Below are 22,891 nucleotides of genomic sequence, written 5' to 3' on the forward strand. Positions count from 1 at the left end.
AACGGCCAGCGACGGAACCAGGTGAGCTGCCGCTTTGCATACCGGCGGGTGTTCGTTTTGATGTCGGCTGCCATTTGCCCGTAGCTTATTTCCCCTTTGAGGTGCGCGATAACTTCCCGGTAGCCAACCGTTTGCAGCGACTGAAGGCTTGCATCCCAGCGGCTTAGCAGGCCGCTCACCTCCTCAACCAAACCGGTCTCAAGCATGGCGTCAACGCGGCTGTTGATGCGCTCATGGAGCAGCTCCCGCGGGATGTCGGGCATCACGACAAGGCTGCCGGCTCTCGGGCTTTCGAAGCCCTGCTGCCGGTGGAAACTGCTGAACGGCCGGCCCGTCTGCATCCACACATCCAATGCCCGGAACATGCGGTGCCGGTTCATCCCGTCAATTCGCGCCACATAAGCGGGGTCAGCCGCTTTGAGCTCCTCATACAGCTGCTCAAGCCCTTCCTCCTCTGCCCGCCGCTGCAGCAGGGCCATATTTACGGGATCCGAAGGCGGCACATCATCCAAATCAAACAACAGCGCCTGCAGGTACAGGGTAGATCCGCCGGCGTACACAACCGGTTGCTGTAATTTCCGGAAGTGTTCTTCCTCCCAATGGTCACAGCGCCTGCGGAAAGCGGATGCGTTCTCGGGCTCATCGGGTTCAAGCAGCGAGATATAGAAGTGCGGGGCGAGTTTCAGCAGTTCGGGTTCGGGCTTGGCTGTGCCGATGTCGAGCTGCTTGTAGCACTGCCGGGCATCCGCAGAAATAACGATGCTGCCCAGCCGGTTTGCAAGCTGTGCCGCAAGCGCCGATTTGCCCGAAGCTGTCGGGCCGATGATGACAATCCGTTTTAGGCTGCTTTCAGCCATGATTCACCTTTCTCTTTTTGCTCACAGCATCAGAATAAAACATCGCAAAATCTGAGTTGGGAGGCATTGGCCTGACCCCTGCCTGTTAAATCAGGAAGCACTGCCCAGGCGATCGAGAGAGAAGCGCAGGGAGAGCCTGTGCGTGAAGCCCAGATCAGAAGCCGCCCCGGCAAAGCTGCTGAAGCCGTAATCGAAATCGAAGGCCCCCAGCCGGAGCCCCGCACCGAGGGTGGGGGAAGTGTTGATGCGGCCGCTTCGGTTTGTGGAAAAATCGGTAAGGCCGAAACGCAGAAAAACGGTGTCGATATAGCCGGCTTCAAGCCCGATGTGCGGCTCTATGCTCATGCCGCCCACATTAATATAGTAGGTGCGGCGGTTTTCGAAGCGTAAATCGGTATCGGCGGCCGCAATCAGGCTGAAATCCCCGAAAGAGAAAAAACGGGCCGCACCGATTTTGATGGTGGGCAGGATCACCTCATTCTCACCGACCGGAATTTCGTCCCCGAATTCGGTTTCGAGGGCGCGGAGTTCGTTGGCATCAACGCTCCAAAATTTCATCATGGTGGTGATATCCATGAGGTTCACGCCGATGAGGTAGTCGCCGGTGCGGTACTGTGCACCCAGATCGAGGCTGTAGCCCCAGGCGTTGGCGAAGGGACCGATGCTGCTGTTGAGCACCTTCACCGAGGCGCCCCAGCTCAGGCGCTCGTTTACGGGCGTACCGTAAGAAATCATCACCGCGAGATCGGCAGCGCTGAAAGAGGTAATAAAATCATTCACATTTTCCCGCGGCCGGTTCCGCTCGCGGTCCCAGGCGTTGAGGGTATTCTTGATGTTATCAACGCCCTGCCGGAAAAAGCTGATCGCCAGCGTGCCGTCTGAGCCGGGCAGCGGCATGGCAACGGCACCGTAATCGTAGCCCACAATGCCGCCGAAACGCTCGGAGTGCATGTAGGCGGCCTCCAGACCCTGCAACCGCACCAGTCCGGCCGGGTTCCAGTACGCGGCGGTTACGTCGCCTGCGAACGCGGTATGTGCCGAGCCCATGCCAAGGGCACGTGCGCCGCTGCCGACCGACATGAAATCATTGCCGTAGGAAACGCGCACAAGGCTTTGGCCTTCGGCCGTTGCGGCAAAAAAGCCGAGCAGCAAGGCACTGAGGAGAGAAAGAAACTTCAACAAGGAGAAAAACTGCTTAATTAAAAAAAGGATGTGTTCAATATACGGCTTCGGCTTTTCAGCCCAAAATGAACACATTTTGCTTTAACCCCGCTGCCCGCCTCAGGTTCCGCTTCCACCCGGGCTGCGCGCACTGTAAATACATCCTCAACCGGATCCCGTCTCCGCAAGCCGTTGCCGCCCCCATTATTTTTGGGGGAAACTCCGTGCACATCACTGTGTGCGTTGCTTGTTAAAAATCCCAAATCGGCGGCCTGTCCCCTGCTTTTTGATGGACTTTAACTCTTCATAACGAGCTACAAAAATCAGAACATAGAAAACAAGCTTCACAACAGAAATCTAAGATATCCCGATTGTATTTTCAAAAATACGAGTGAAAGTATCATTCTAAATTTCTCTGCTTATTGGCACTCATGAGAATAGCAGCACTTCACAGCCGCATAAGCCACTCCAGCGCATCCGTTCCGTCCGGCTGCCAATGTACCGGCGGGGTTTGGGCCCGGGAGAGCGGCTCAGATCTTTTGCCTGCAATTTCAGAGCGCATAGCACCATCCGGAACATACACGCTTTGGATGCGCGGTCCGTATTTTCCAAGAAAGGCGCTGAGATCAGCGAGGGTACCCGGCGTAATGGTCAACAGCCCGTCGGTGTGCGGATCGGGCTCCGTAACCGCCAGCAGGCGCCCGCCAAACACTTCGGTTTCGCGTTTCATGGCGCGGAAAAAAGCTTCGCGGTAGCGCAGCTGCGGGTTCAGGGTGAGGGTGGCTGCGTTCGGGAACTGCGCCTGAGCCGCCTGCCGGATCAGGTGCAGCAGCTGTACAGGCTCCGCATCGGTGAAGATGGTCGTGAGGCTGCGGCAGCCGCGCCCGCCGTACCGGAAAATGGCTTCAGCCAGCTGACTCCCGAGCTGATCGCGGTCAGAGACAGCCGCCGCCGGAATCCAGGCCGCTGAGCTGTGCGCCGTGCGGATGAGTTTGCGCGCACCGGCGAGCTTAATCTGTGAGGCTTCAAGCAGCTCAAAAACACCGGGCACTGACTTCTCCGAGCCGCTGAACAGCACGGCACCGGCCTCGAGACCGCTGAAAAAACTGATTTCCGTGCTGAAGGAAAGCTCCGCTTCACGGAGCTGCTCTTCCAGCGTTTCCAGCAGGGATCGCATCAGGTGCGGATCTTTCCGCGAAAGTTTGCCGCAGTACGGCAGTCCGGCGATGATGCAGGCGAGCACATCCTGCAGGCCTACCATCGGCAGGTTTCCGGCATGCAGGCATAGTACGGGTTTCACATTGAGGGGCTCAGCATGATCCGGCAGCTTCCCCGACCAACCGACGAGCGACTCCGGCCTTACGCTTTCCCGGATGTGAGTAAGGGCGAAGCGCACATCATCCTGTAAAAAAAGGCCCTCATCCACCGTTCGCTGCGCGGCGGCCACGCAGTCGCCGGTTTTGCCGCTCACCCAGGCCTGAACCAGGGTTCCGAGTTTTTCGGCTCTTTTTAAAAGCGGGGTTTTGTTTTCGGGTGATGCGTTCATAAACCTAATCCCGGTCAATAAGAAAATTGCAGCCCCGGAGGTTCTCGGGGATGTAGCGGCCCAGCACCCGAAAGCGGCCGTCGGGCAACATCTCGCCGCGGTCGCCGGTGAGGATGAAGCTGCACGAGTGAAAGTTGGCCAAATCGATGATGCCGATCAGTCCCTGCCCGCCGGGCGGTACGGGCAGCAGCGGATTTTCCGGATTGCGGATGCTGATCTGCATCCAGTGCGGGCAGCGGAACCAGCCGCTGCCGTCGGCATAGGCCTGTGAGAGCAGCTCGGTCATGCCGTACTCGGAGTGTACCTGTGCAGGTGGCAGGCCAAAGGCGGCCGCGAGCTTGTGATGGAGCTCATCGCGGCTCATTTCGCGGCGGTGCGTTTTCATGCCGCCGGTTTCCATAATGAGGGTGCCCTGCGGCAGCTGAACCGGAAAACGCTCGGCGAGGTCGATGAGGCCGAAAGCCGCCCCGAACAGCAGCAGCCGCTTGCCGGAGGCTTCGATGTTGCGGAGATCATCTGGCGGAATCGCGGTATTGAGCGGCAGGAAGCGGCTCAGGCCCGAGGTTTCAGCGGTGATGAGCTCGCGCAGCATCCAGATGAGGGAGGAGTCCGGGTTTTCGCTATAGCCCGGAGTGTAGGCGAGGATCACGAAATCCTGCAGCGGATAAAAACTCCGCATGGCTTCGAAAATGGCCTGCCGGTACAGCCCGGGGTCAGCGACCGGGTGCATGCTGCGCTGCATGCCGGTTGTGCCGCTGCTCCGGAACACCAGCGGGGCTTCGGTGAGGTCATCGAACAGCGGCTCGCGGAAGGCTTCGACGGGCAGCAGGGGCGGCCAGTCTTCGGACTTCGGGGCGGCATCGGGCGGCCAGCCAAGGGCCTGCCAAAAGCGCTGCAAGGTGCCGGCCCGCCCGTACTGATGCCGTGCAACGCGCAGCATCCGCTCACGGAAGGGCGTTTCGGCATCTAAAATAAATCGCGGGTCGGCTGACATCAGGGGTGCTTGTGTTGGGATGGAAATTGGCGAAAGGCAGATGCCTTTGAATGCCATTCAGGTTTGAAGTATTTCTTCATGCGTTTAGCCTAACTTGATAAGGTATGAAGCGCCGCCTCAAACCCCAAGTGCATCTGCTGCAAGCCGCGCTGCGTCTCTGCAAAGATGGCGGTGAGACCGGGTGCGGACGCTTTTGGGATTGACGTTTTTCCGTCTGTGAGCGCCGGCATCAAAAAGCACGGGACATGCCGCCGATTTGGGGTTTTTCACAAGCAACGCAGACAGTGATGTGCACGGAGTTTCTCCAAAAAATTACGAAACGGGGAACCGGCAGGGCGGTTGTTTCCGCAAGAGGAATGCTGCACCGGTTGCGCCTGAGGGCTGCGGTTTTGTGAGGTTTGATTAAATGGAAAAAGGCCATACCCTGTGGGCACGGCCTTTTTCTGAATTAAATCGCGGAAAGCTTAGAAGAGGGCTTTCACGTATTCGGTGCGCATGGTTGCGATGGCGCTGATGGAAATACCCACCGGGCAAACCGCTTCGCACTCACCGTAGTTGGAGCAATCGCCGAAGCCTTCTTTTTCCATTTGTTCGACCATGGCGATAACGCGCTTCTTGCGCTCGGGAGCACCCTGCGGGAGCTTGGCGAGCTGAGCGATTTTCGCGCCGGTAAACAGCGAGGCGGAAGAGTTCGGGCAGGAAGCGACACAGGCGCCGCAGCCGATACACACGGCGTAGTCCATCGCGCTGTCGGCTTCCACTTTGGAAATGGGCACTGCGTTGGCATCGGGGGCATTACCGGTAGCCATGGTTACGTAGCCACCGGCTTCCATAATGCGGTCGAAAGCGTTGCGGTCAACCACCAGATCTTTGATGATCGGGAAGGCTTTTGCGCGCCATGGTTCGATTGTAATGGTTTCATTATCCTTGAAATGACGCATGTGCAGCTGACAGGCGGCGGTACGCATTTGCGGACCGTGCGGGATGCCGTTAATAACCAGGTTGCAGGAACCACAGATACCTTCGCGGCAGTCGTGATCGAACTCAACCGGTGTTTTCTTTTCTTTCATCAGGTTTTCGTTCAGCACATCCAGCATTTCCAGAAAGGACATGTGGGTTGTGATGTCTTTGAGGGTGTAGTCCTCAAAGTGCCCTCTGTCGTTCGGGCCGTTTTGGCGCCATACTTTAAGATGTACGGTTATAAGATCGTGTGTGCTCATAATAAATTTCGGGGTTTCTTATTTGTAGCTGCGCTGTGTGAGTTTGACATTTTCGAACACGAGGGGCTCCTCATGATGAACGGGCGGGGTATCGACGCCCTTGAATTCCCATGCGGAAACGTACGCGTAGTTTTCGTCGTCGCGTTTGGCTTCGCCTTCCGGTGTTTTGGATTCTTCACGGAAGTGACCGCCGCATGACTCGGGGCGTGCAAGTGCATCGCGGGCCATGAGCTCACCCAGTTCAATAAAGTCGGCTACGCGCATGGCGTACTCCAGATATTTATTGTAGGTAGCCGGCTCGCCGGGTACGAACACGTTTTCCCAGAACTCTTTGCGCAGCGCGCTGATTTCTGCAATAGCTTCATTAAGGCCTTTTTCGTCGCGCGACATGCCGACTTTATCCCACATGATTTTACCGAGCTGACGGTGGAAATCGAGGATGGTTTTCTCGCCTTTGATGTTCAGCAGCTTTTCAATTTCACCAACGATGGCTTTTTCAGCCTGATCGAAAGCTTCGTGATCGGTATTTACATCGCCGGGGGTGATACCTGAGAGGTAGTCGCCTACGGTGTAGGGAATCACGAAGTAGCCGTCGGCAAGACCCTGCATCAGCGCGCTTGCGCCGAGACGGTTGGCACCGTGATCGGAGAAGTTGGCTTCGCCGAGGGCGAACAGTCCGGGTACGGTTGTCATCAGGTTGTAATCTACCCAAAGTCCGCCCATGGTATAGTGAACTGCGGGATAGATCCGCATCGGCACTTTGTAGGGGTTTTCGTCGGTGATTTTCTCGTACATCTCGAAGAGGTTACCGTAACGCTCACGGATGGCCTGCTCGCTGTCGCGCTTGATGGCATCGCGGAAATCGAGGTAAACGGCAAGGCCGCTCGGGCCTACACCGCGGCCTTCATCACACACATTTTTGGCGTTGCGGGAGGCCACATCGCGCGGCACAAGGTTTCCGAAACTCGGATAGATGCGCTCGAGGTAGTAATCGCGCTCATCCTCGGGGATGTCGTTCGGATGGCGCTTGTCGTTTTTGGCTTTTGGCACCCAAACACGGCCGTCGTTACGCAGCGACTCGCTCATAAGCGTGAGCTTCGACTGATACTCGCCGGAAACCGGGATACAGGTCGGGTGAATTTGCGTGAAGCTTGGGTTTCCGAAAAGCGCACCTTTGCGGTAGCAGCGCCATGCCGCGGTAACGTTGGAATTTTTGGCGTTGGTGGAAAGGTAGAACACGTTGCCGTAGCCGCCGGTACAAAGCAGCACCGCATCAGCGGCGTGCCGGTTGATTTTACCGGTAACGAGGTTGCGGCTGATAATGCCTTTTGAAACGCCGTCAACCGTTACGAGGTCGAGCATTTCTTCGCGGGTGAACATCTTCACTTTTCCGCTTTTGATGGTCTTCATCAGCGAGCTGTAAGCACCGAGAAGCAGCTGCTGCCCGGTCTGACCGCGGGCGTAGAATGTACGGGAGAGCTGAGCACCCCCGAAAGAGCGGTTAACGAGCATCCCGCCGTAGTCGCGGGCGAAAGGTACGCCCTGCGCCACACACTGATCGATGATGCTGTTACTTACTTCGGCAAGGCGGTACACGTTGGCTTCACGTGAGCGGTAATCGCCGCCTTTGATGGTGTCATAAAAAAGGCGCCATACACTGTCGCCGTCGTTGGCGTAGTTTTTAGCCGCGTTGATACCACCCTGAGCCGCGATACTGTGTGCGCGGCGGGCAGAATCCTGAATACAGAAAGCTTTAACGTTGTAGCCAAGTTCACCAAGAGAAGCTGCAGCTGATGCACCCGCAAGACCGGTACCTACTACAATAATGTTGTACTTCCGCTTGTTGCTCGGATTTACAAGCTTGATGTTATTTTTATGCGTTTTCCACTTTTCGGTAAGCGGACCGGTCGGGATTTTGGAATCCCACTTGAAGGTTGATTTTTTTGATGCAACTTCCATTATAGTAATCCTCCATTAAAGAATATGAAAACAGGAATGATTAAGAACCCAACAGCAAGCAATGCTGCCACAATTCCGCCCACGGTGTAGAGCACCGGTACAAGCTTGGGATTTTTTGCTCCCAAAGAGATGAATGCGCTCCATACACCGTGCTTCAGGTGCAGGCCGATGAGCAGCATAACGGCAGTGTAAGCGAGCATAATCCACGGATTGAGGAACGCCTGCTCCACATGTCCGGCAAGGTCAATCATTTGGCCGCCAGCGGGGTTATCGACCATCATCTGCGGCATAAAGAAATTGTATTTGAAGTGCAGCACGTGCAGAATCACAAACAGCAAAATAACCATGCCGGAAATAAGCATGGTTTTGGATGCAAAGGTCTGCTTGCTTGGGCCGCCCTGCGACTGATAATAGGTGTAATCAACGGGGCGGGCTTTTTTCTTGCCGAGATAAATTTTGATGCCAATGTAGGCGTGCAGACCAAAAAGAATGATCAGCCCGAGCTCCGCAATCCACAGCAGAGGGCCTAAGTCGTGAAGAAATACGGCATACAGGTTAAAGGCTTCACCACCGTCGCCTGCGAAGAGGGTAAGGTTACCTGCAAGGTGAGCTACTAAAAATAGTATGAGGAAGATACCGGTAACCCCTGTCAGGATTTTCCGGCCGACCGTTGTTTGGAGCAAATTACTGAATGAGGCCATCGAATAATACTAGCTTAGTTCATGAGTTTCTGTTGTTGAGATAATCTAATATAAACAATCGTATTAGATTATGCTGTTGGTTTCTGAAAGGGATGGCTAATTTGTATCTCTTCTGAATAATCTAATACAGCTATGAGAAATAGATATTCCCACGCCGAAATATAAAACAAATGCGGCCCTGCTGCTGTTCTGAACACACTTTTTTGCGCCATTTTTTTTCGTCCTAAACTCAGAAAAAAGGTACTTTTGCATGAGAACTTTAACTCGTTCGGCACCAACTATTAAGCGAATATTCGCTAACTTTGCTATCTATGAATTCAACTGATTTTAATACCATTTCGGGCAGCTGCACCGCTGATTACCGCATTCTTGGCTCAAAATTTCTGGCCTTTGGTTTTGCGTGTGAATGCGCCAAAACGTTTGCCGAACAGCTCGCATCCATCAAAAAACTGCATCACAGCGCTACGCATCATTGCTACGCATGGCGCATGAATCCGCATGAGCCGGAGGAGTTTTCGCAGGACGACGGGGAGCCGTCCGGAACGGCGGGGCTGCCGATCCTCAACGAGCTGCGGTCGCGCAGCCTCATCAACTGCGCCGTTGTGGTTGTGCGCTACTACGGGGGCACCAAACTCGGCAAGCCGGGCCTGATCGATGCCTACGGCCGCAGCGCCGCGCTTTGCCTCGATGAAGCCGGGCTGCTTCAGCTACAGCCCGGTATCATTCTCGAAATGAGCTGCGGATATCCCGTGAAGAAGCAGGTCGATTACCTCGTCACGCAGTCGGGCGCGCATATCGAAGATGCCGTTTACACGGAGGAGGTCAGCTACACGGTACATGCTGCAACCGGCACCGCGCCGGCCCTTCTGCTGGCGCTTGAGAAACTGAACTACCTGGGCGTAAGCTGCCGCACAGCGGGTGAGGTGCTGATCACAGAGCCTCTCTAATCAAGTTGGTTTTACCTGCTCATAACCCTAATTTTAACACCCCTAATCAAAACACTTTTGCCCCACCCCATTTTCATGAAAATTTATACCAAAACCGGCGACAAAGGCGAGACTTCCCTTTTCGGCGGACAGCGCGTAAAAAAAACGAACATCAGAATTGAGACCTACGGCACAGCTGACGAACTGAACTCCTTTATCGGCCTTGCACGCAGCTTCGCACTCACAGATCAAAACGAGAAAATCGCAGTTCAGCTACAGAACGATCTTTTTGTACTCGGGGCCGATCTTGCCACGCCACCGACCAAACAGGCAAAAATTGCACGAATCGGCAGCAGCCACTTTGAACTGCTGGAGACTTTTATTGATGAAGTCTCGGCTGAACTCGCGCCCCTGACCAACTTTCTGCTGCCCACCGGCACGCAGGCAGCTTCCGCCCTGCACATCGCCCGCACCGTTTGCCGCAGGGCCGAGCGCATTTGTATTGAAGCCCGCCAAACCGAAGATATTTCTGAGGATGTGGTGATTTACCTCAACCGGCTTTCGGATTTGCTCTTTGTGATGGCACGGCTCGAAAATGAGCGCTCCAACATCCCGGAAACCCGCTGGATTGCCCGCTAAGCTTCGCTGATATGGCCCTAACCACCAAGCAAAAAAGCTACATCCAAAAAAATGCCGCATCAAAATCTGCGAGACGAATTGCGGCTGATCTGAAAGCAGATGAGGCGGAAGTAAGCGCCTACCTCACTCAGCTGAAGGAGAAAGAGGCCACATCCGCACCATCTGAGCCGGCAGGAAGCCGCAGGCTCTTGTTTTACACTGTGATGCTTGCCATTCCGGTACTCTTTTTTGTGTTGCTGGAAGCCGGCCTGCGCATGGGCAACTACCGGGGCGATCTCTCCCTGTTTGTGTACCCGCAGTCGCTCGAAGGCCGCTACGCGGTGCCCAACCCGAATTTCACCGGCCGCTATTTTTTCCAGACGAGCACGCTGCCGAGTCCGTCAGACGATGTTTTTCTCACCCAAAAACCGGAAAACGGATTTCGTGTTTTTGTGATGGGCGGTTCAACAGCCAACGGCTACCCCTATGGCTTCAACGGCAGCTTCGGCCGTTCATTCCGGGATATGCTGCAGGATATGGCACCCGACCGGCACGTTGAGGTCGTAAACGTTGCCACCTCAGCCATCAACAGCTACTCCATTTTTGATCAGATTCCCGAGATTCTGAGATATGAGCCGGATGCCATTCTGATTTATGCCGGGCACAACGAGTACTACGGCGCGCTTGGCGTTGCCTCGGCAGAGACCTTCGGGGCCTTCCCCGGTTTTGTGCGGGCGTACCTGCGCTTGCAGCGGTACCGCACCTTCATGCTGCTGCGCGACGGCATCGTGCGCCTGAGCGGCGTTTTTGCCTCCGGCTCAGCCGCTACCGGCAGCGGCACGCTGATGCAGCGGATGGTTGGCGAACAGCTCATCCCGCTCGACAGTCAGCTGTATGAGCTTGGCCGCCTGCAGTTTGAGAGCAACCTGAACGCCATCATGCGGCGTTTTGAGCGGGCTGATGTGCCCGTGTTTATCGGCACCCTCACGAGCAACCTCAAAGACCATCACCCTTTTCTCTCGGTTGAATCAGAAAATCATCCTCCCGCTGATGCGGTTTTTGCTCAAGCCTTGCAGGCGTATGAAGCGGGTGATTTCGGGCTGGCGTTTGAGCGCTTCGTATATGCCAAAGAGCTTGACGCCCTGCGTTTCCGCGCCCCGGAATCGTTCAACACGCTCATCCGCGCAACGGCCGACCGCTTCCCGAATGTATTCGCCGTGCCGGTTCACGAAGCCTTCAAGCGGGAAAGTGAGCACCGGCTGATCGGCTTCAACCTCATGACCGAGCACCTGCACCCGAACATCCCCGGCTTCCACCTGATGGCCCGCACCTTCATGGAAAGCTTCAAAGAGGCCGGGCTCCCCTTTGTAAGCCTGCAAACCGACCGGCTGCAAAGCTGGCAGCACTACATTCAGCGGATGGAACTCACCGAATTTGATCACCGCGTTGGCGAGCACCGGGTAAAGCTGCTGATGAACGCCTGGCCATTTGTAGAGCAGCGCGACCCGAGGGGCTACCCGCGAAATTACCGTTTCACTTCGGAGGCCGACAGCATGGCGTTTCTGGTGGTGAATGAAGGCCGCCGTTGGGACCAAAGCAAGGTTGAGCTGGCCGGACTTTATGAAAATCAGGGCCGTTTTGAGCTGGCCCTGGCCGAGTACCGCGGGCTGATGCGGGCGCAGCCGTTCAACGACAGCCCCTTCATTTTTGCAGCCCGCATATGGCTGGGGCTCAATAACTTTGAAGAAGCCCGCCCCCTGCTCGAGCGCGCCTACCAAATAGAAGCAAGTGCATTCACAACCCGCATGCTGGGCGCCATCGAAGTAGATGCCGGCAACCTGGACCGCGGCATCGCCCTGCTTGAAGAATCCCTCGCAATTGAGCCTGACGACATGCAGGCCCTTTTCAACCTTTCCGGCGCTTACGGACTGAAGCGCGACTTTCAAAAAGCCGATGACATCCTGCGGCGCCTCGAACGCATCAACCCGAATTTTCCGGGTGCGGCGGCATGGCGGCAGCAGCTAAACCGGCACCTGAGCCGCAATTAGGCCGGGTATCTGCACCTTACTTCTCATCACATCCCATCACACACAAAAAACTTTCTTATGGCACTTATGGTATCTGTATCAGGCATCCGGGGCATCTTCGGTCCTGATCTGAATCCCGAAAATCTGGCACGCTACAGCGCCGCTTTTGGTGAGTGGACCGGCGGCAAAAAAGTCGTAGTTGGCCGCGATTCACGCGTTACCGGCGAGCTCTGCGAGCAGGTCGTTGTGGCCGCGCTGCAGTCAGCCGGCTGCGATGTGGTAAAACTCGGCATCGTGCCCACCCCAACCGTAGCCATGGCCGTGCTCAAGCACGGGGCAGCCGGAGGCATCATTCTCTCGGCCAGCCACAACCCGGCCGAATGGAACGCGCTCAAGATGCTCAACCACAAGTCCGAGTTCCTGAATGCGCAAGAAGGCGCGGAGGTGCTTGCCATTGCGGAGAAGGGCATCAGCTACGTAGCCTGGGACAAAATCGGAGCCGTAACCCACGATTCCGAAGCCCTGCACTCGCATGTGGAAAGCATCCTCGCGCTGCCCTACATTGATGCGGAAAAAATTGCCTCGCGTAATTTCACCGTAGCCGTTGATGCCGTAAACGGTGCCGGCTCAGAAAGCATCCCCTACCTGCTGGAGCGGCTGGGCGTAAATACCGTGCACAAGCTGCACTGCACGCCCGACGGACTCTTCCCGCACAACCCCGAGCCGCTGCCCGAGCATTTGGGTGAAATCTGCGATCTCATCAAAGAGAAAGGGGCTGATCTTGGCGTAGTGACCGATCCCGATGCCGACCGGCTTGCCCTTGTGGACAACAACGGCCGCCTTTTCGGGGAAGAATACACGCAGGCCGCGGCCTTCGATTTCTACCTTAATTACAAAAAAGGTGATGTGTGCACCAATCTTTCCTCTTCCATGATCTGCGATTTTGTGGCAGAAAAACACGGGGTGAAGTGTCACCGGGCGGCCGTAGGGGAAATAAACGTAGTTAACAAAATGCGGGAAACCGGCGCGGTCATATCGGGTGAAGGCAACGGAGGCGTTATTTTGCCCGAGCTGCACGCCGGCCGCGATGCCCTCGTTGGCATCGCCATGATGCTGCAGCACCTGGCCGATACCGGCCTCACTGCGGCGGAATACCGCGACAGCTTACCGGATTATTTCATCTCCAAAAACAAAATTCAGCTGGGCGACATCAACGCTGAGGCCGCGCTGCTCAAAGTACTGCACGCCTACGCACACCTCGACCCCGACGATACCGACGGCATCAAGATTCTTTTGGAGGACGGCTGGGCGCATCTGAGGAAATCGAATACCGAGCCCATTATCCGGATTTACACCGAAAGCAGCAGCATGGCTCGCGCTAATGAAATTGCGGACGAAATAAAATCGGTGATCCGGTAACGTTTTTTGAGGGGGCCGATGCCGGCCCCGCTCATGGCGCGTGAGCCTGGAGAAACAAGGTCCGTTTTGCGCGGATACTGCTAAGATATAGCCGGTAAACAGCTGATTTTCCGAAGCATGCTACCGGGCGGGGCCGCGGAGCGCCTGAATCTCAAAAGCATGGGGCAGGCCGCCGATTTGGGATTTTTCACAAGCACGAAAGACCGTGATGCTCACGGAGTTCCCCCCCCAAAAAAAATAAAGGCTTTGGGACGGGCAAGGGCTTTGGAATCAGCGGCCGGATGCCGGGATGGCAGAGGCTGCCGCGGGGAGGTTGTTTTTATTTCAGATAAAATCAGCTTTGGGTTTGTGGTTTAGTTCACGATTCATATATTACACACATATATAAAACCTATGTCTAAACGAGGTACCTATGGATCTGAAGCAGCTCACCCGAAAACAAAAACAATTCTTCGAGTATATCCGCGAATACTATCAGGACAACGGAATTTGGCCAACCTATCGTGAAATTGCGGATGAATTCGGGTTCAAATCTCCAAACAGCGTAACCCAGAACCTGCAGGCGCTGGTTCGCAAAGGTTTTTTGGTGAAGGGTGATGATGGTGAATACCTGCTCCCGGAAGAACTTTCAAGGCAGGATGAAGGCAGCGCGGAAGGGATTCCGGTACGCGGCATAATTGCAGCGGGATATTTGCAGGAGGCTGTTGAAGCTAATCTTGGGAAAATAACGCTGCAGCACCTGCTACCCGGCCTTGACAAAATCTATGCTCTTCGCGTGAGCGGCTACAGTATGCGGGATACCGGCGTTATGGACGGAGATTTCGTACTCCTCATGGATGATGATGTGAAAGACGGAGATATTGGCGCCGTACTCTACAACGGCGAAACAAGCCTTAAAAGAATTTATTACGGCCCCAACGGGCTGCGCCTTGAACCGGCCAACGATGCCTACAGCAACATCATGATTGAGCCTGATATTTTCGAAGAAGTGCGCATTTTGGGTAAATACATCGGGCATGTAAACCGCTCAGGCTTTTACCGGCAGCGGCCTGACTGATACAGCCACCGCTTTTGACAGCCCTTCGCCTTTGGCCTTATCTTTGCTTAAGAAGAAGCAAACATCGTTTAAATCCTGATCTCTTAACCAACGAATATGGCCGATTACGAATTAAAAGACATCCGCACTGACATCCTCGAGCCCAGCCAGACTGTTCCGGTAGTACTCGATTTTTGGGCGCCCTGGTGCGGACCCTGCCGAACTCTTGGTCCGGTTCTTGAAAAACTTGCCGCCAAGGCAAACGGCAAATGGAAATTTGTGAAGGTGAATGTTGATGCGCCCGAAAACCAGCAGATAGCGGCTCAGTTTCAAATCCGAAGCATCCCCGCTGTGAGGATGCTATTTCAGGGCAAGCTGCTGGGATCCTTTGAAGGTTCCCTTTCCGAAGCACAGGTAAAACAGTGGCTCAGCGAAAACCTGCCCGATACCGGCGAAGAAGAAGCTGAGGAAGACGACCTGAACACCGCCAAACTGATCGAAACCGGCAACCGTGAAGCTGCGCTCGCCCTGGCAAAACAGATTTACGATAAAGACCAAAAAGACCACAGCGCCATTACCGATCTCGCCATGCTGCTGCTTCCTGACGACATCCCAACCGCAGAAAAGCTTCTGGCTGCCGTAGCTGACTCAGGCAAATTCGAGATTGAGCGGGAAAGCCTTCAAACCCTGAAAGCCCTTCAGGATATTGCTACAGGCAAAACCGGGATCTCCGGTTCCGGCAAGGCTGCTGAGCAGTACAAAGTAGGGGCCGCAGCGCTGTTTGCCCATGATTACGATCAGGCGCTCGAAAATTTCATCAGCGTGCTGATGACCGACCGAAGCTTCGAAGACGACGGTGCCCGCAAAGCCTGCGTTGCAGTTTTCAAACTGCTTACCGATGCGCATCCTTCAGCGAAGAAGTACCGCCGCCGCTTTTCAATGGCACTTTACTAAGCTTTACTGGCTCCGAAACAGTCGCGTCAATTAAACAAAAAAGCCCGGCATGCCGGGCTTTTTTGTTAGAGCGTTTCACCGCAGGTGAACGCAAGGATTACTTTATTACTGCTGGCAGCGCCTTGTTATCAACAAACTTATGTTCCGGATTGCGCTCAATTTTGAGAGAAGCAGACTTCACCGCATCATGCAGCTGTCCGTTTTTGATCCAGGCACGGCCGCCGTCGAGCCGCAGGCGGCGTTTATTTTTCATGGCCATAGCCTGCTTATGCAGATCGGGTAAACTCATGGTAAATCAGAAGATTAAGATGTTGGTTGTAATTAATATGCCATAAATATACCCAAAATCAATGAATCGAAAGGCTTCAAAAAGAAATGCCTGACCGGGTTTAGGCTGCTTTTTCATATATAGCAAAACCGCAATGGCATGCCTTAAGCGTAAAGCCGCAGGCTTCACGCAGGTCTGTACCAGAGCACTGATATAAAATAAGGTTGTTACGCATTCATTTTGATAATGACCTGTAGAGTTATTATATTTGCAAGCTAATCAGAAAACCACCCACAGAATTTTTCCATCATGTTCGCAATTGTCCAAATTGGCGGTCATCAGTACAAAGTAAGAGCAAACGATACCATTTTTGTGGATCGCCTTGCAGAAGATGCGGAAGCATCTGTTTCTTTTGACAAAGTACTGCTCGTCTCCAACGAAGCCGACGTTACCGTTGGTGCTCCCGTTGTTGAGTCGGCCAAAATTGAAGCTACTGTTGAAAAGCACCTCAAAGGCGATAAAGTTATTGTTTTCAAGAAGAAACGCCGCAAAGGGTACCAAAAAAGCAACGGTCACCGCCAGCATCTCACCCAGTTAACCATCAACTCCATTACGGTTTAACTCTTAATACCTCACTAAAATGGCTCATAAGAAAGGTCAAGGCTCCAGTAGAAACGGCCGCGATTCAGAAAGCAAACGACTTGGTGTCAAGAAGTTTGGTGGTCAGTTTGTTCAGGCCGGCAACATCATTATTCGTCAGCGCGGTACCAAAGTACATCCGGGCGAAAATGTTGGTCTCGGCAAAGATTACACCATTTTTGCAACTGCACCGGGCACGGTTGAGTTCAAAACCGGCCGTAACAACCGCAAATTCGTTTCGGTTGTAGCAGTGTCTTAAAAAGCCTACCGGTTTTTTGACAGCCTGCCAGTTCTGAAAAAATCTTAAAAGCCCCTTACCGTTCAGGTTTGGGGCTTTTCCCGTATGTGCCATTTTCACGCTTAATGTGCTTATTCCATGAGAAATATTAAAATACCCGGCCTCGCCCAAACGCAGTCCATCAACTCGGTTTACTGTATTGGGCGAAATTATGCGGAACATGCCAAAGAACTCAACAATCCGATTCCGGCCCTGCCGGTTGTTTTCACCAAGCCCGTTACAGCCATTACTTTTGACGGCGGGGAAATCATCATTCCCAAAAACCTCACCCGCGACGTTCATCATGAAGCGGAAATGGTTGTCAGTATTGGCCGAACAGGCCGGTTCGTTCCGGAATCAGAGGCTATGAGCTACATCTCGGGTTACGCCATCGGCATCGATGTTACGGCCCGCGATCTGCAATCGGCGCTAAAAGCAAAAGCACACCCATGGACGCTCGCTAAAGGCATGGATACCTTCGCCCCCATCGGCAATTTCGCGGAAGCTTCCGTCGTAGAAGACCCGGCAGACCTGAGCATCTCTCTGTTTGTTAACGGCGAACGGCGGCAGCACGGCAATACTTCTGACATGATTTTCAGCCTGCCCGCGCTCATCAGCTTTCTTTCTCAATATGTTACCCTCCACAAGGGCGACCTGATTTTCACAGGTACACCGGAGGGCGTAGGCCCTCTGATACACGGCGACAAAGTGAGCGCAATGTTAGGGAAAAATTTAAGCAGCTTACGCCTCACTGTTCGGGAAATCTAAGGCTTCTGCAGTATATTTCAGGCCTGCATCCGTTAGGTTTGCGGGCCTTTTTTTTAGGGTGATGTGCTTCCGGCCCCTAAACTTTACAGCAGCCCTTAAACCAGCTTTTTTTCACCGCGCCACAGGATGCCCTTCTACCCCATTCAGCCCTAAACAGCATTTCCGCACTCATGCGCATGGCTTCCCGCAGACTTTCATCAGGATTCATTTGTTTCATTCTTGCCTATTTTTCCCTCATTCCTCAGGTTTCAGTAGCTCAGGAACTTCGTTTTCCTGAATTTATTGACAGCAACGCTGTTTTTTTATGGCCTACCAATGCCAGTGATTACTTCTCCGCCACATTTGCCGAGACACGTTCTGCCCATTTCCACGCTGCAGCCGATATCGGAACCTGGGGCAGGGAAGGCTTCGAAGTGTATGCCACCCGCGACGCACTGCTTTACCGTGTAGGCATTAGTCCGCACGGATACGGTAACGTGATCTACCTGCAACACGACGACGGCAGCTTTTCGGTGTATGCCCACCTGCAGGATTTCGAGCCGGGCATACGTGAGCTGGTCGATTCCTACCGTTTTCAGACCTACCGCCATTCTTTCGATAAAATTGTAGCCGACTACGGTATCCGTTTCAAACAGGGGGATTTGATCGGCGTTTCCGGCTCAACGGGCATCGGGCCGCCACACCTGCATTTTGAGCTGCGCTCCCCCTGGAACGACGCCTACAACCCTAAACTTGTCGGTATCGACATTGCCGACAATGTGCCCCCTACTTTTTCCGGGCTTGCCGTGCTGCCCATAAGTGCCGATGCACTCGTTAATGGTAGCAAGGAAACCCGCACCCTCAGCCCCACCCGGCGCGGAAACACCTTCGACTTCGGCCGCGTGAGTGCAGAAGGAACCATAGGCCTTGCGGTAAACGCCAGTGACCGATCCGACAACGGGCGTAACGTTTACGCAGTTTACGAACTCCAAATGCGGGTAAACGGGCAGCTGCTGTTCCACTCGCGGGCAGACAGTTTCCCGATGGCTGAAGGCCGGCAGATGCTGATCGATCGCGTTTATCCTCTGTTGTTACAACGGCGCGGGGGTTTTCAGCGGCTGCATATTTTGCCTGGAAATACCCTGCCCTTTTACAACCGCAGCCTGGGCGACGGCAGCCTCCGCCTCGAACCCGGTCGGCATTCAGTTGAAATTACCGCGCTCGATTACAGCGGTAACCGGGCCCGTGCCACCCTCCAAATAGATGTACCCGAAACCCCGCGCCTTGAGCCCCCTGCGCAACAGCTGGCCTTCAAAGCTGCAGCGGCAATAAATCCCAAACCGGTTTTGAACGGCAGCGAATCCCGTTTTGAACCACACCGGAGTTTTGAGTGGTCCGCCAGCTGGATTCGCCCCCGGGGCAATCCCGGCAAAACAATAAGCTTGCGGGAAGACGGCAGGTTCAATGCGCCTCAGCGTACCTATACGGCTATGATGCCGGTTCAGGCCGCTACCCTGCAGGGTGAAACCGTGAGCATAAGCACCGGCGAGGGCTATCACTTCAGGCTGCATCAAATCCGGCGGGAGGCCCGTACCACGCTGCGTTTTCCTGCCTACCGTATGGTGCTGCACTTCCCGCCCGGTGCCGCTTTCGATACCACCTACATCCACGCAACCCGATTCGCACGCAACGGCCGGGATTTCGTACGCATCTCCCCCGAGGAGGTCCCCATGCGGGCACCCTTTCAGGCCATGATCACCCTGCCTGATTCCCTGCGCGGCAACCCGCAGATCGGGCTTTACTTTGTGGATGAGCGACGCAACCGCGAAGTTGCTGTAAACAACACCCGCGTTGAAGGCAATCAGCTCATCGCAAACCTGAACGGCTTCGGGCTTTACGTAATCCGCCCCGACACTACAGCGCCTTCCGTAACACGCCCCCGCTTGTGGCAGCGAAGTTCTGACCGGCGCTGGTTTGTGAGTGTTCGCGCAGTTGATCTGGAGTCGGGCATTGACTTCAACCGTGTTCATTTTGAGGTCAACGGTGTGCGCGGTATCGCAGAGTACGACCCGTTCAGCCACACCCTGCGCTACCATCGCCCGGATTTCAGCCCGCAGCGGGGTATCAACACCGTGTTAATACGCGTGCCCGATCATGCCGGAAATGTGAGCGAACATACTTTTGAGCTGAACCGTTAGCACAAACCGCTGCCCGAATACAGGCTATACTATATATAAGCTATAGCGCTGATTTCTACCCGTGCATTTTTGGGCAGTGTTTTCACTGCGACCGTTTCCCTTGCAGGCGGGTTTGCCCCGAAACAGGAACCGTAAATTTCATTAACCTGCGCAAAATCGCCCATATCAGCCAGAAAAATAGTGCAACGCAGCACTTTGTCAAAAGAGCTGCCGCCGGCCTCAAGCAGTGCCTGCAAGTTGGTCATCACCTGCCGGGCCTGGGTCGCGGTATCCTCTCCGGCGAACTCACCTGTGCCGGGAATAAGCCCGATTTGCCCGGAGGTGTACATCATTCCGTTGAACACAGTTGCCTGCGAATAAGGCCCGATAGCTGCAGGAGCCATGCCGGTATTTACAATCGTATGGTTCATCATAATTTTTTTTATCAGTTAAAATGGCAGGAAAACAGGCGTGGCCTGCGTTAATTGAAAACAATGTGTATTCTGTTCAAACCATGCAGGATGTCAAGTGGTACACGCAAGCTCAAATTATGCCTAAACAAGCGGAAACCCTTCCGCTTGTTGCTTAAAGATAATGGTACGCTTATCTTCGACGACGTACCAAAATTTGACTTTATTCAAATATTTAAACTGCAAATTATGAAAGTTTCCGTGAAATTAATGGTCGTTGCCGCGCTTCTTGGCTCCATTCTTATTGCCTGCGCAAGCGACCCCAACATTGAGTCTGCCAAACTGAGCCTCCGTAACGCTGATTTCCAGGGCGTTCTTGACTCAGCCGAGCGTGCCCTCGAAGAAAATCCCGAAAATGCTGATGCATTTTACTACAAAGGAGCTGCATGGCTGGAAATTGCCGAAGAGCAGCCCGTTGATCAGCGACGTGACGCCCTTCAAAGTGCCCGTGAAAGCATGGTCCGCGCCGACGAACTCTTCCGTGCTCAGGAAATCAGCTCAAACGAAGCGCAGACTGCGATTCCGCTGCTGGTGAACCGCTGGCGTGATGAGTACTCCCAGGGAATCGGCGGCATCGACTTTGAAGGCGACAACCCGCCAGAAGTACTTCAGCTTGCCATTCAGCATGTGTACAATGCACACACTGTAATGCCTGACAGCACTATGAACCTCGACGCTCTGGCCGAACTCTATTTTATGTCAGACGACCTCGACAATGCTGCAAAATACATGCGTGAGGCCATTGAACATGCTGATGAAGCTGACCTCTCCCGCTATCAGCGCCTCACCTATTTTTTCATGCTTCAGGAAAACAACGAAGGAACCCTTGAAGTGCTTGAAATGGCTGCACAAGTTTTCCCTGACGAAATTTTCTTTGTTCAGGAGCAGGCCAATATCTACTTCCGTACCGGTCAGAACGACAAGGCCATGCAGGTTCTCGAAGATCTCATTGCCCGTGATGAAAGCAACGCACAGTACCGCCTTGTATTCGGTTCACAGATTTATCAGGAATATCTGAACCTCACTCAGGAAGTAGCCGGCCTTTATGATGAGCTTTTCGACCTGAACCAGCAGTTCCGTGAACTCGCCCGCCAAAGCCGCCCGAACCAGCAGCGTGTTAGCGAAGTTGAGGGTCAGATTAATGCCGTTCAGGATAAGATCCGTGAATTAGACTTACAGCGTTTTGACATTGCCGACCGGGCCGAAGAGCAACTGATGATCTCCTTTGAATTAGAACCCAACGAGCCGAACACTACTTACACCCTGGGCGCGATCAACGAAAACCGCGGTCTTGCACTGGTTGATCAGATCAACAACCTGTTCGATGACAGTATGGATTTCAGCGACATGGAACGCCGTGCCATGGATTACTTCCGCGCTGCTCTTCCCTTCTACGAAAAAACTGCCGAACTCGAACCCGAAGAAGTTGATAACTGGATGAAGCTTTTCCAGCTCTACACCCGCCTCGGTATGCAGGATGACGCTGAAAGAGCTGCTGAACGCGCAGGTTTCTGATTGATCCGTTTTTTTGTTTATACACTACCTCTGTTCACACTCACTTACCCCTTAACGTGAATATCACTTTCTCATTCACCCGAATGGCTGCCCTTGTGGTAGCCTTCGGGTTTCTTTTTGCCTGTTCTTCAACCTCTCATTTTGAGCGGGCTGAAGCTCTTCGGGCCGAAAATAACCTCACAGAAGCCCTCCGCGCAGCCAATCAGGCCGCAGTAAATGATCCGAACAATGCGGAGATTCACCTTTTCAAGGCCGAAATTATAGCCGAAATCTCCCAAAACTATTCACCAAAAGACCGGCTCCAACTCTACACAGATATGGTTCGCTCGTTTGAGGATGCCCGGAATGCCGCATCCGATGAAGAGCTCGAAGCGGTAAACAACCGGATTAACGACCTCATCCATGAGCGTTTACAGGTTGAAGATCACGGTGCCCAAACCATTCTTAACTCTTCAGAAACGCTCGATGAAGAAAACAGAGGGGCCGCAATCGCACACCTGGAAAACAGCCGCGTGCTGTCCCCTGATGATAACCGCATATACGAAACCCTGTTCGAGCTGTATTACGAAATGAACCATCTCGAAGCCGCAGCTGCAACACTCTCGCGCATGTACGACCGGGGTTTTGCCTCATCCCGGCAAATCGCCTCACTCGGCTTCATTTACTATCAAATCGGTGACTATGAGAAGGCACTGCCCTTCCTCAGCCGCTCCTGGAACGACGGTGCCGGCCTCATCAATTCCGGCCGGGGGCTGGCCAACAGCCTGATGAAGCTTGACCGCCGCGACGAAGCCGCCGAAATCCTGGAACGCCTCAGCCGCATAGACGGCCAAACCGTTGAGAGCAAACTTGCCTACGGCCGCGTACTGGCCGAAACAGGTTTTCTTCAGCTTCAGGAGGTACTCGCCAGTGCTGCAGGCAGTGAGCAGGCCCGCGAGCTTTACAGTGCAGCTATGGAGACCTTCAGCCGTGCCGAGGTCGAGCTTGATGCCGCCTATACCCTGAACCAGGATCATCTGCTCGCCAATAAAACCTTCGGCCTGTACCACCGGAACCTGGCTTTTATGCTGCGTGAGGTTTACAGCATGCACCCCGGGCTTTCAGGTACCGAGCGGATGCAGCAGCTGGAGGAACACTTCTATCAAAGCCTTACCTATCTCGAGTTTGTAACCGAACAGCGCCCGAACGATGCCGAAACCTGGGCTGCAATGGCTCAGGTGTACGACGCTCTCGAAATGTTTGAAGAAGCCGAACAGGCCCGTTCCAAAGCCGGCACCCTTTAAATCGCCCCGGTTTTTTATCCGCGTCCGTTTTCGCACAGGCCCGCAGCTGTAAGTTCAGTGCGGGCCTGTCTTTTTTAAAAGGGTGATGCGCTCACAG

General features: G+C 54.1%; 21 protein-coding genes. 12 read left to right on the forward strand and 9 right to left on the reverse strand.

All coding sequences use genetic code 11. The annotated features are described in order from the left end of the window. The 7 genes from miaA to LAT75_RS05385 all read right to left on the reverse strand — a co-directional run. The coding region (gene miaA, locus LAT75_RS05355) for a tRNA (adenosine(37)-N6)-dimethylallyltransferase MiaA (protein WP_291481601.1) at window positions 1-857 on the reverse strand (857 nt) is incomplete at its 3' end. A gap of 90 nt (window positions 858-947) precedes the next feature. Continuing rightward, window positions 948-2,036 carry a PorV/PorQ family protein gene (locus LAT75_RS05360; RefSeq protein ID WP_291481602.1) on the reverse strand — a complete coding sequence of 363 codons (1,089 nt, stop codon included), beginning with the start codon at window positions 2,034-2,036 and terminating at the stop codon, window positions 948-950. A gap of 430 nt (window positions 2,037-2,466) precedes the next feature. Continuing rightward, window positions 2,467-3,564: a hypothetical protein gene (locus tag LAT75_RS05365; protein WP_291481603.1), complete on the reverse strand. Its 1,098-nt coding sequence runs from the start codon at window positions 3,562-3,564 to the stop codon at window positions 2,467-2,469. A 4-nt stretch (window positions 3,565-3,568) separates the two neighbouring features. Then, entirely contained in the window at window positions 3,569-4,615 is a 1,047-nt protein-coding gene (locus LAT75_RS05370) for a hypothetical protein (RefSeq protein WP_291481604.1), read from the reverse strand. Between the two features lie 407 nt (window positions 4,616-5,022). Further along, entirely contained in the window at window positions 5,023-5,778 is a 756-nt protein-coding gene (locus tag LAT75_RS05375; protein WP_291481605.1) for a succinate dehydrogenase/fumarate reductase iron-sulfur subunit, read from the reverse strand. Window positions 5,779-5,796: 18 nt separating this feature from the next. Next, window positions 5,797-7,737, reverse strand: coding sequence for a fumarate reductase/succinate dehydrogenase flavoprotein subunit (locus LAT75_RS05380; protein ID WP_291481606.1), 1,941 nt, complete (start codon window positions 7,735-7,737; stop codon window positions 5,797-5,799). Beyond that, a complete protein-coding gene (locus LAT75_RS05385) occupies window positions 7,737-8,420 on the reverse strand; it encodes a succinate dehydrogenase cytochrome b subunit (RefSeq protein WP_291481607.1) in 684 nt (227 codons plus the stop codon). Before LAT75_RS05385 ends, LAT75_RS05380 begins: the two co-directional genes overlap by 1 nt. Before the next feature lie 329 nt (window positions 8,421-8,749). On the opposite strand from LAT75_RS05385, the gene LAT75_RS05390 reads away from it, so the two are divergent. The 6 genes from LAT75_RS05390 (at window position 8,750) to LAT75_RS05415 (ending at window position 15,418) form a co-directional block, all read left to right on the forward strand. Further along, on the forward strand, window positions 8,750-9,385 hold the full coding sequence (locus LAT75_RS05390) for a YigZ family protein (protein WP_291481608.1): 636 nt from the start codon (window positions 8,750-8,752) through the stop codon (window positions 9,383-9,385). A gap of 75 nt (window positions 9,386-9,460) precedes the next feature. Further along, on the forward strand, window positions 9,461-10,003 hold the full coding sequence (locus tag LAT75_RS05395; protein WP_291481609.1) for a cob(I)yrinic acid a,c-diamide adenosyltransferase: 543 nt from the start codon (window positions 9,461-9,463) through the stop codon (window positions 10,001-10,003). Between the two features lie 11 nt (window positions 10,004-10,014). Further along, complete coding sequence (locus tag LAT75_RS05400; protein ID WP_291481610.1) at window positions 10,015-12,030, forward strand: hypothetical protein; 2,016 nt, start codon at window positions 10,015-10,017, stop codon at window positions 12,028-12,030. Between the two features lie 57 nt (window positions 12,031-12,087). After that, a complete protein-coding gene (gene glmM / locus LAT75_RS05405) occupies window positions 12,088-13,428 on the forward strand; it encodes a phosphoglucosamine mutase (protein WP_291481611.1) in 1,341 nt (446 codons plus the stop codon). Window positions 13,429-13,840: 412 nt separating this feature from the next. Then, a complete protein-coding gene (lexA, locus tag LAT75_RS05410) occupies window positions 13,841-14,485 on the forward strand; it encodes a transcriptional repressor LexA (protein WP_291481612.1) in 645 nt (214 codons plus the stop codon). A 96-nt stretch (window positions 14,486-14,581) separates the two neighbouring features. Continuing rightward, window positions 14,582-15,418 (forward strand): tetratricopeptide repeat protein, encoded by an 837-nt coding sequence (locus LAT75_RS05415; RefSeq protein ID WP_291481613.1) that lies wholly within the window; start codon window positions 14,582-14,584, stop codon window positions 15,416-15,418. 97 nt (window positions 15,419-15,515) lie between these two features. Here the strand turns inward: LAT75_RS05415 and LAT75_RS05420 are convergent, their stop codons facing one another. Then, a complete protein-coding gene (locus tag LAT75_RS05420) occupies window positions 15,516-15,707 on the reverse strand; it encodes a hypothetical protein (protein WP_291481614.1) in 192 nt (63 codons plus the stop codon). Window positions 15,708-15,995: 288 nt separating this feature from the next. Between LAT75_RS05420 and rplU the strand changes: the two genes are divergently transcribed. From rplU to LAT75_RS05440, 4 genes are all read left to right on the forward strand, one after another. Beyond that, a complete protein-coding gene (gene rplU / locus LAT75_RS05425; RefSeq protein ID WP_291481615.1) occupies window positions 15,996-16,307 on the forward strand; it encodes a 50S ribosomal protein L21 in 312 nt (103 codons plus the stop codon). 19 nt (window positions 16,308-16,326) lie between these two features. Then, a complete protein-coding gene (gene rpmA / locus LAT75_RS05430) occupies window positions 16,327-16,584 on the forward strand; it encodes a 50S ribosomal protein L27 (RefSeq protein WP_291481616.1) in 258 nt (85 codons plus the stop codon). 117 nt (window positions 16,585-16,701) lie between these two features. Beyond that, window positions 16,702-17,370 (forward strand): fumarylacetoacetate hydrolase family protein, encoded by a 669-nt coding sequence (locus LAT75_RS05435; protein WP_291481617.1) that lies wholly within the window; start codon window positions 16,702-16,704, stop codon window positions 17,368-17,370. Window positions 17,371-17,540: 170 nt separating this feature from the next. Next, a complete protein-coding gene (locus LAT75_RS05440) occupies window positions 17,541-19,547 on the forward strand; it encodes a M23 family metallopeptidase (RefSeq protein WP_291481618.1) in 2,007 nt (668 codons plus the stop codon). A 29-nt stretch (window positions 19,548-19,576) separates the two neighbouring features. Here the strand turns inward: LAT75_RS05440 and LAT75_RS05445 are convergent, their stop codons facing one another. Further along, window positions 19,577-19,957 carry a RidA family protein gene (locus tag LAT75_RS05445; protein WP_363320522.1) on the reverse strand — a complete coding sequence of 127 codons (381 nt, stop codon included), beginning with the start codon at window positions 19,955-19,957 and terminating at the stop codon, window positions 19,577-19,579. A gap of 228 nt (window positions 19,958-20,185) precedes the next feature. Between LAT75_RS05445 and LAT75_RS05450 the strand changes: the two genes are divergently transcribed. Continuing rightward, window positions 20,186-21,511, forward strand: a complete 1,326-nt coding sequence (locus LAT75_RS05450; RefSeq protein ID WP_291481620.1) for a hypothetical protein — start codon at window positions 20,186-20,188, stop codon at window positions 21,509-21,511. Between the two features lie 56 nt (window positions 21,512-21,567). Beyond that, window positions 21,568-22,794 (forward strand): hypothetical protein, encoded by a 1,227-nt coding sequence (locus tag LAT75_RS05455; RefSeq protein WP_291481621.1) that lies wholly within the window; start codon window positions 21,568-21,570, stop codon window positions 22,792-22,794. Window positions 22,795-22,891: the final 97 nt, after the last annotated feature.

This window comes from Cyclonatronum sp., assembly GCF_022565315.1.
Classification (GTDB): Bacteria; Bacteroidota; Rhodothermia; order Balneolales; family Cyclonatronaceae; genus Cyclonatronum.

Excerpts from the sequence above, each read along its gene's own strand:
- lexA (WP_291481612.1), top strand. The coding sequence starts at position 13,841 with ATGGATCTGAAGCAGCTCACCCGAAAACAAAAACAATTCTTCGAGTAT.
- LAT75_RS05395 (WP_291481609.1), top strand. The coding sequence starts at position 9,461 with ATGAAAATTTATACCAAAACCGGCGACAAAGGCGAGACTTCCCTTTTC.
- rpmA (WP_291481616.1), top strand. The coding sequence starts at position 16,327 with ATGGCTCATAAGAAAGGTCAAGGCTCCAGTAGAAACGGCCGCGATTCA.
- LAT75_RS05390 (WP_291481608.1), top strand. The coding sequence starts at position 8,750 with ATGAATTCAACTGATTTTAATACCATTTCGGGCAGCTGCACCGCTGAT.
- LAT75_RS05375 (WP_291481605.1), bottom strand. The coding sequence starts at position 5,778 with ATGAGCACACACGATCTTATAACCGTACATCTTAAAGTATGGCGCCAA.
- glmM (WP_291481611.1), top strand. The coding sequence starts at position 12,088 with ATGGCACTTATGGTATCTGTATCAGGCATCCGGGGCATCTTCGGTCCT.
- LAT75_RS05365 (WP_291481603.1), bottom strand. The coding sequence starts at position 3,564 with ATGAACGCATCACCCGAAAACAAAACCCCGCTTTTAAAAAGAGCCGAA.
- LAT75_RS05435 (WP_291481617.1), top strand. The coding sequence starts at position 16,702 with ATGAGAAATATTAAAATACCCGGCCTCGCCCAAACGCAGTCCATCAAC.
- LAT75_RS05400 (WP_291481610.1), top strand. The coding sequence starts at position 10,015 with ATGGCCCTAACCACCAAGCAAAAAAGCTACATCCAAAAAAATGCCGCA.
- LAT75_RS05420 (WP_291481614.1), bottom strand. The coding sequence starts at position 15,707 with ATGAGTTTACCCGATCTGCATAAGCAGGCTATGGCCATGAAAAATAAA.
- rplU (WP_291481615.1), top strand. The coding sequence starts at position 15,996 with ATGTTCGCAATTGTCCAAATTGGCGGTCATCAGTACAAAGTAAGAGCA.
- LAT75_RS05445 (WP_363320522.1), bottom strand. The coding sequence starts at position 19,957 with ATGAACCATACGATTGTAAATACCGGCATGGCTCCTGCAGCTATCGGG.
- LAT75_RS05370 (WP_291481604.1), bottom strand. The coding sequence starts at position 4,615 with ATGGCATTCAAAGGCATCTGCCTTTCGCCAATTTCCATCCCAACACAA.
- LAT75_RS05380 (WP_291481606.1), bottom strand. The coding sequence starts at position 7,737 with ATGGAAGTTGCATCAAAAAAATCAACCTTCAAGTGGGATTCCAAAATC.
- LAT75_RS05415 (WP_291481613.1), top strand. The coding sequence starts at position 14,582 with ATGGCCGATTACGAATTAAAAGACATCCGCACTGACATCCTCGAGCCC.
- LAT75_RS05450 (WP_291481620.1), top strand. The coding sequence starts at position 20,186 with ATGAAAGTTTCCGTGAAATTAATGGTCGTTGCCGCGCTTCTTGGCTCC.
- LAT75_RS05440 (WP_291481618.1), top strand. The coding sequence starts at position 17,541 with ATGCGCATGGCTTCCCGCAGACTTTCATCAGGATTCATTTGTTTCATT.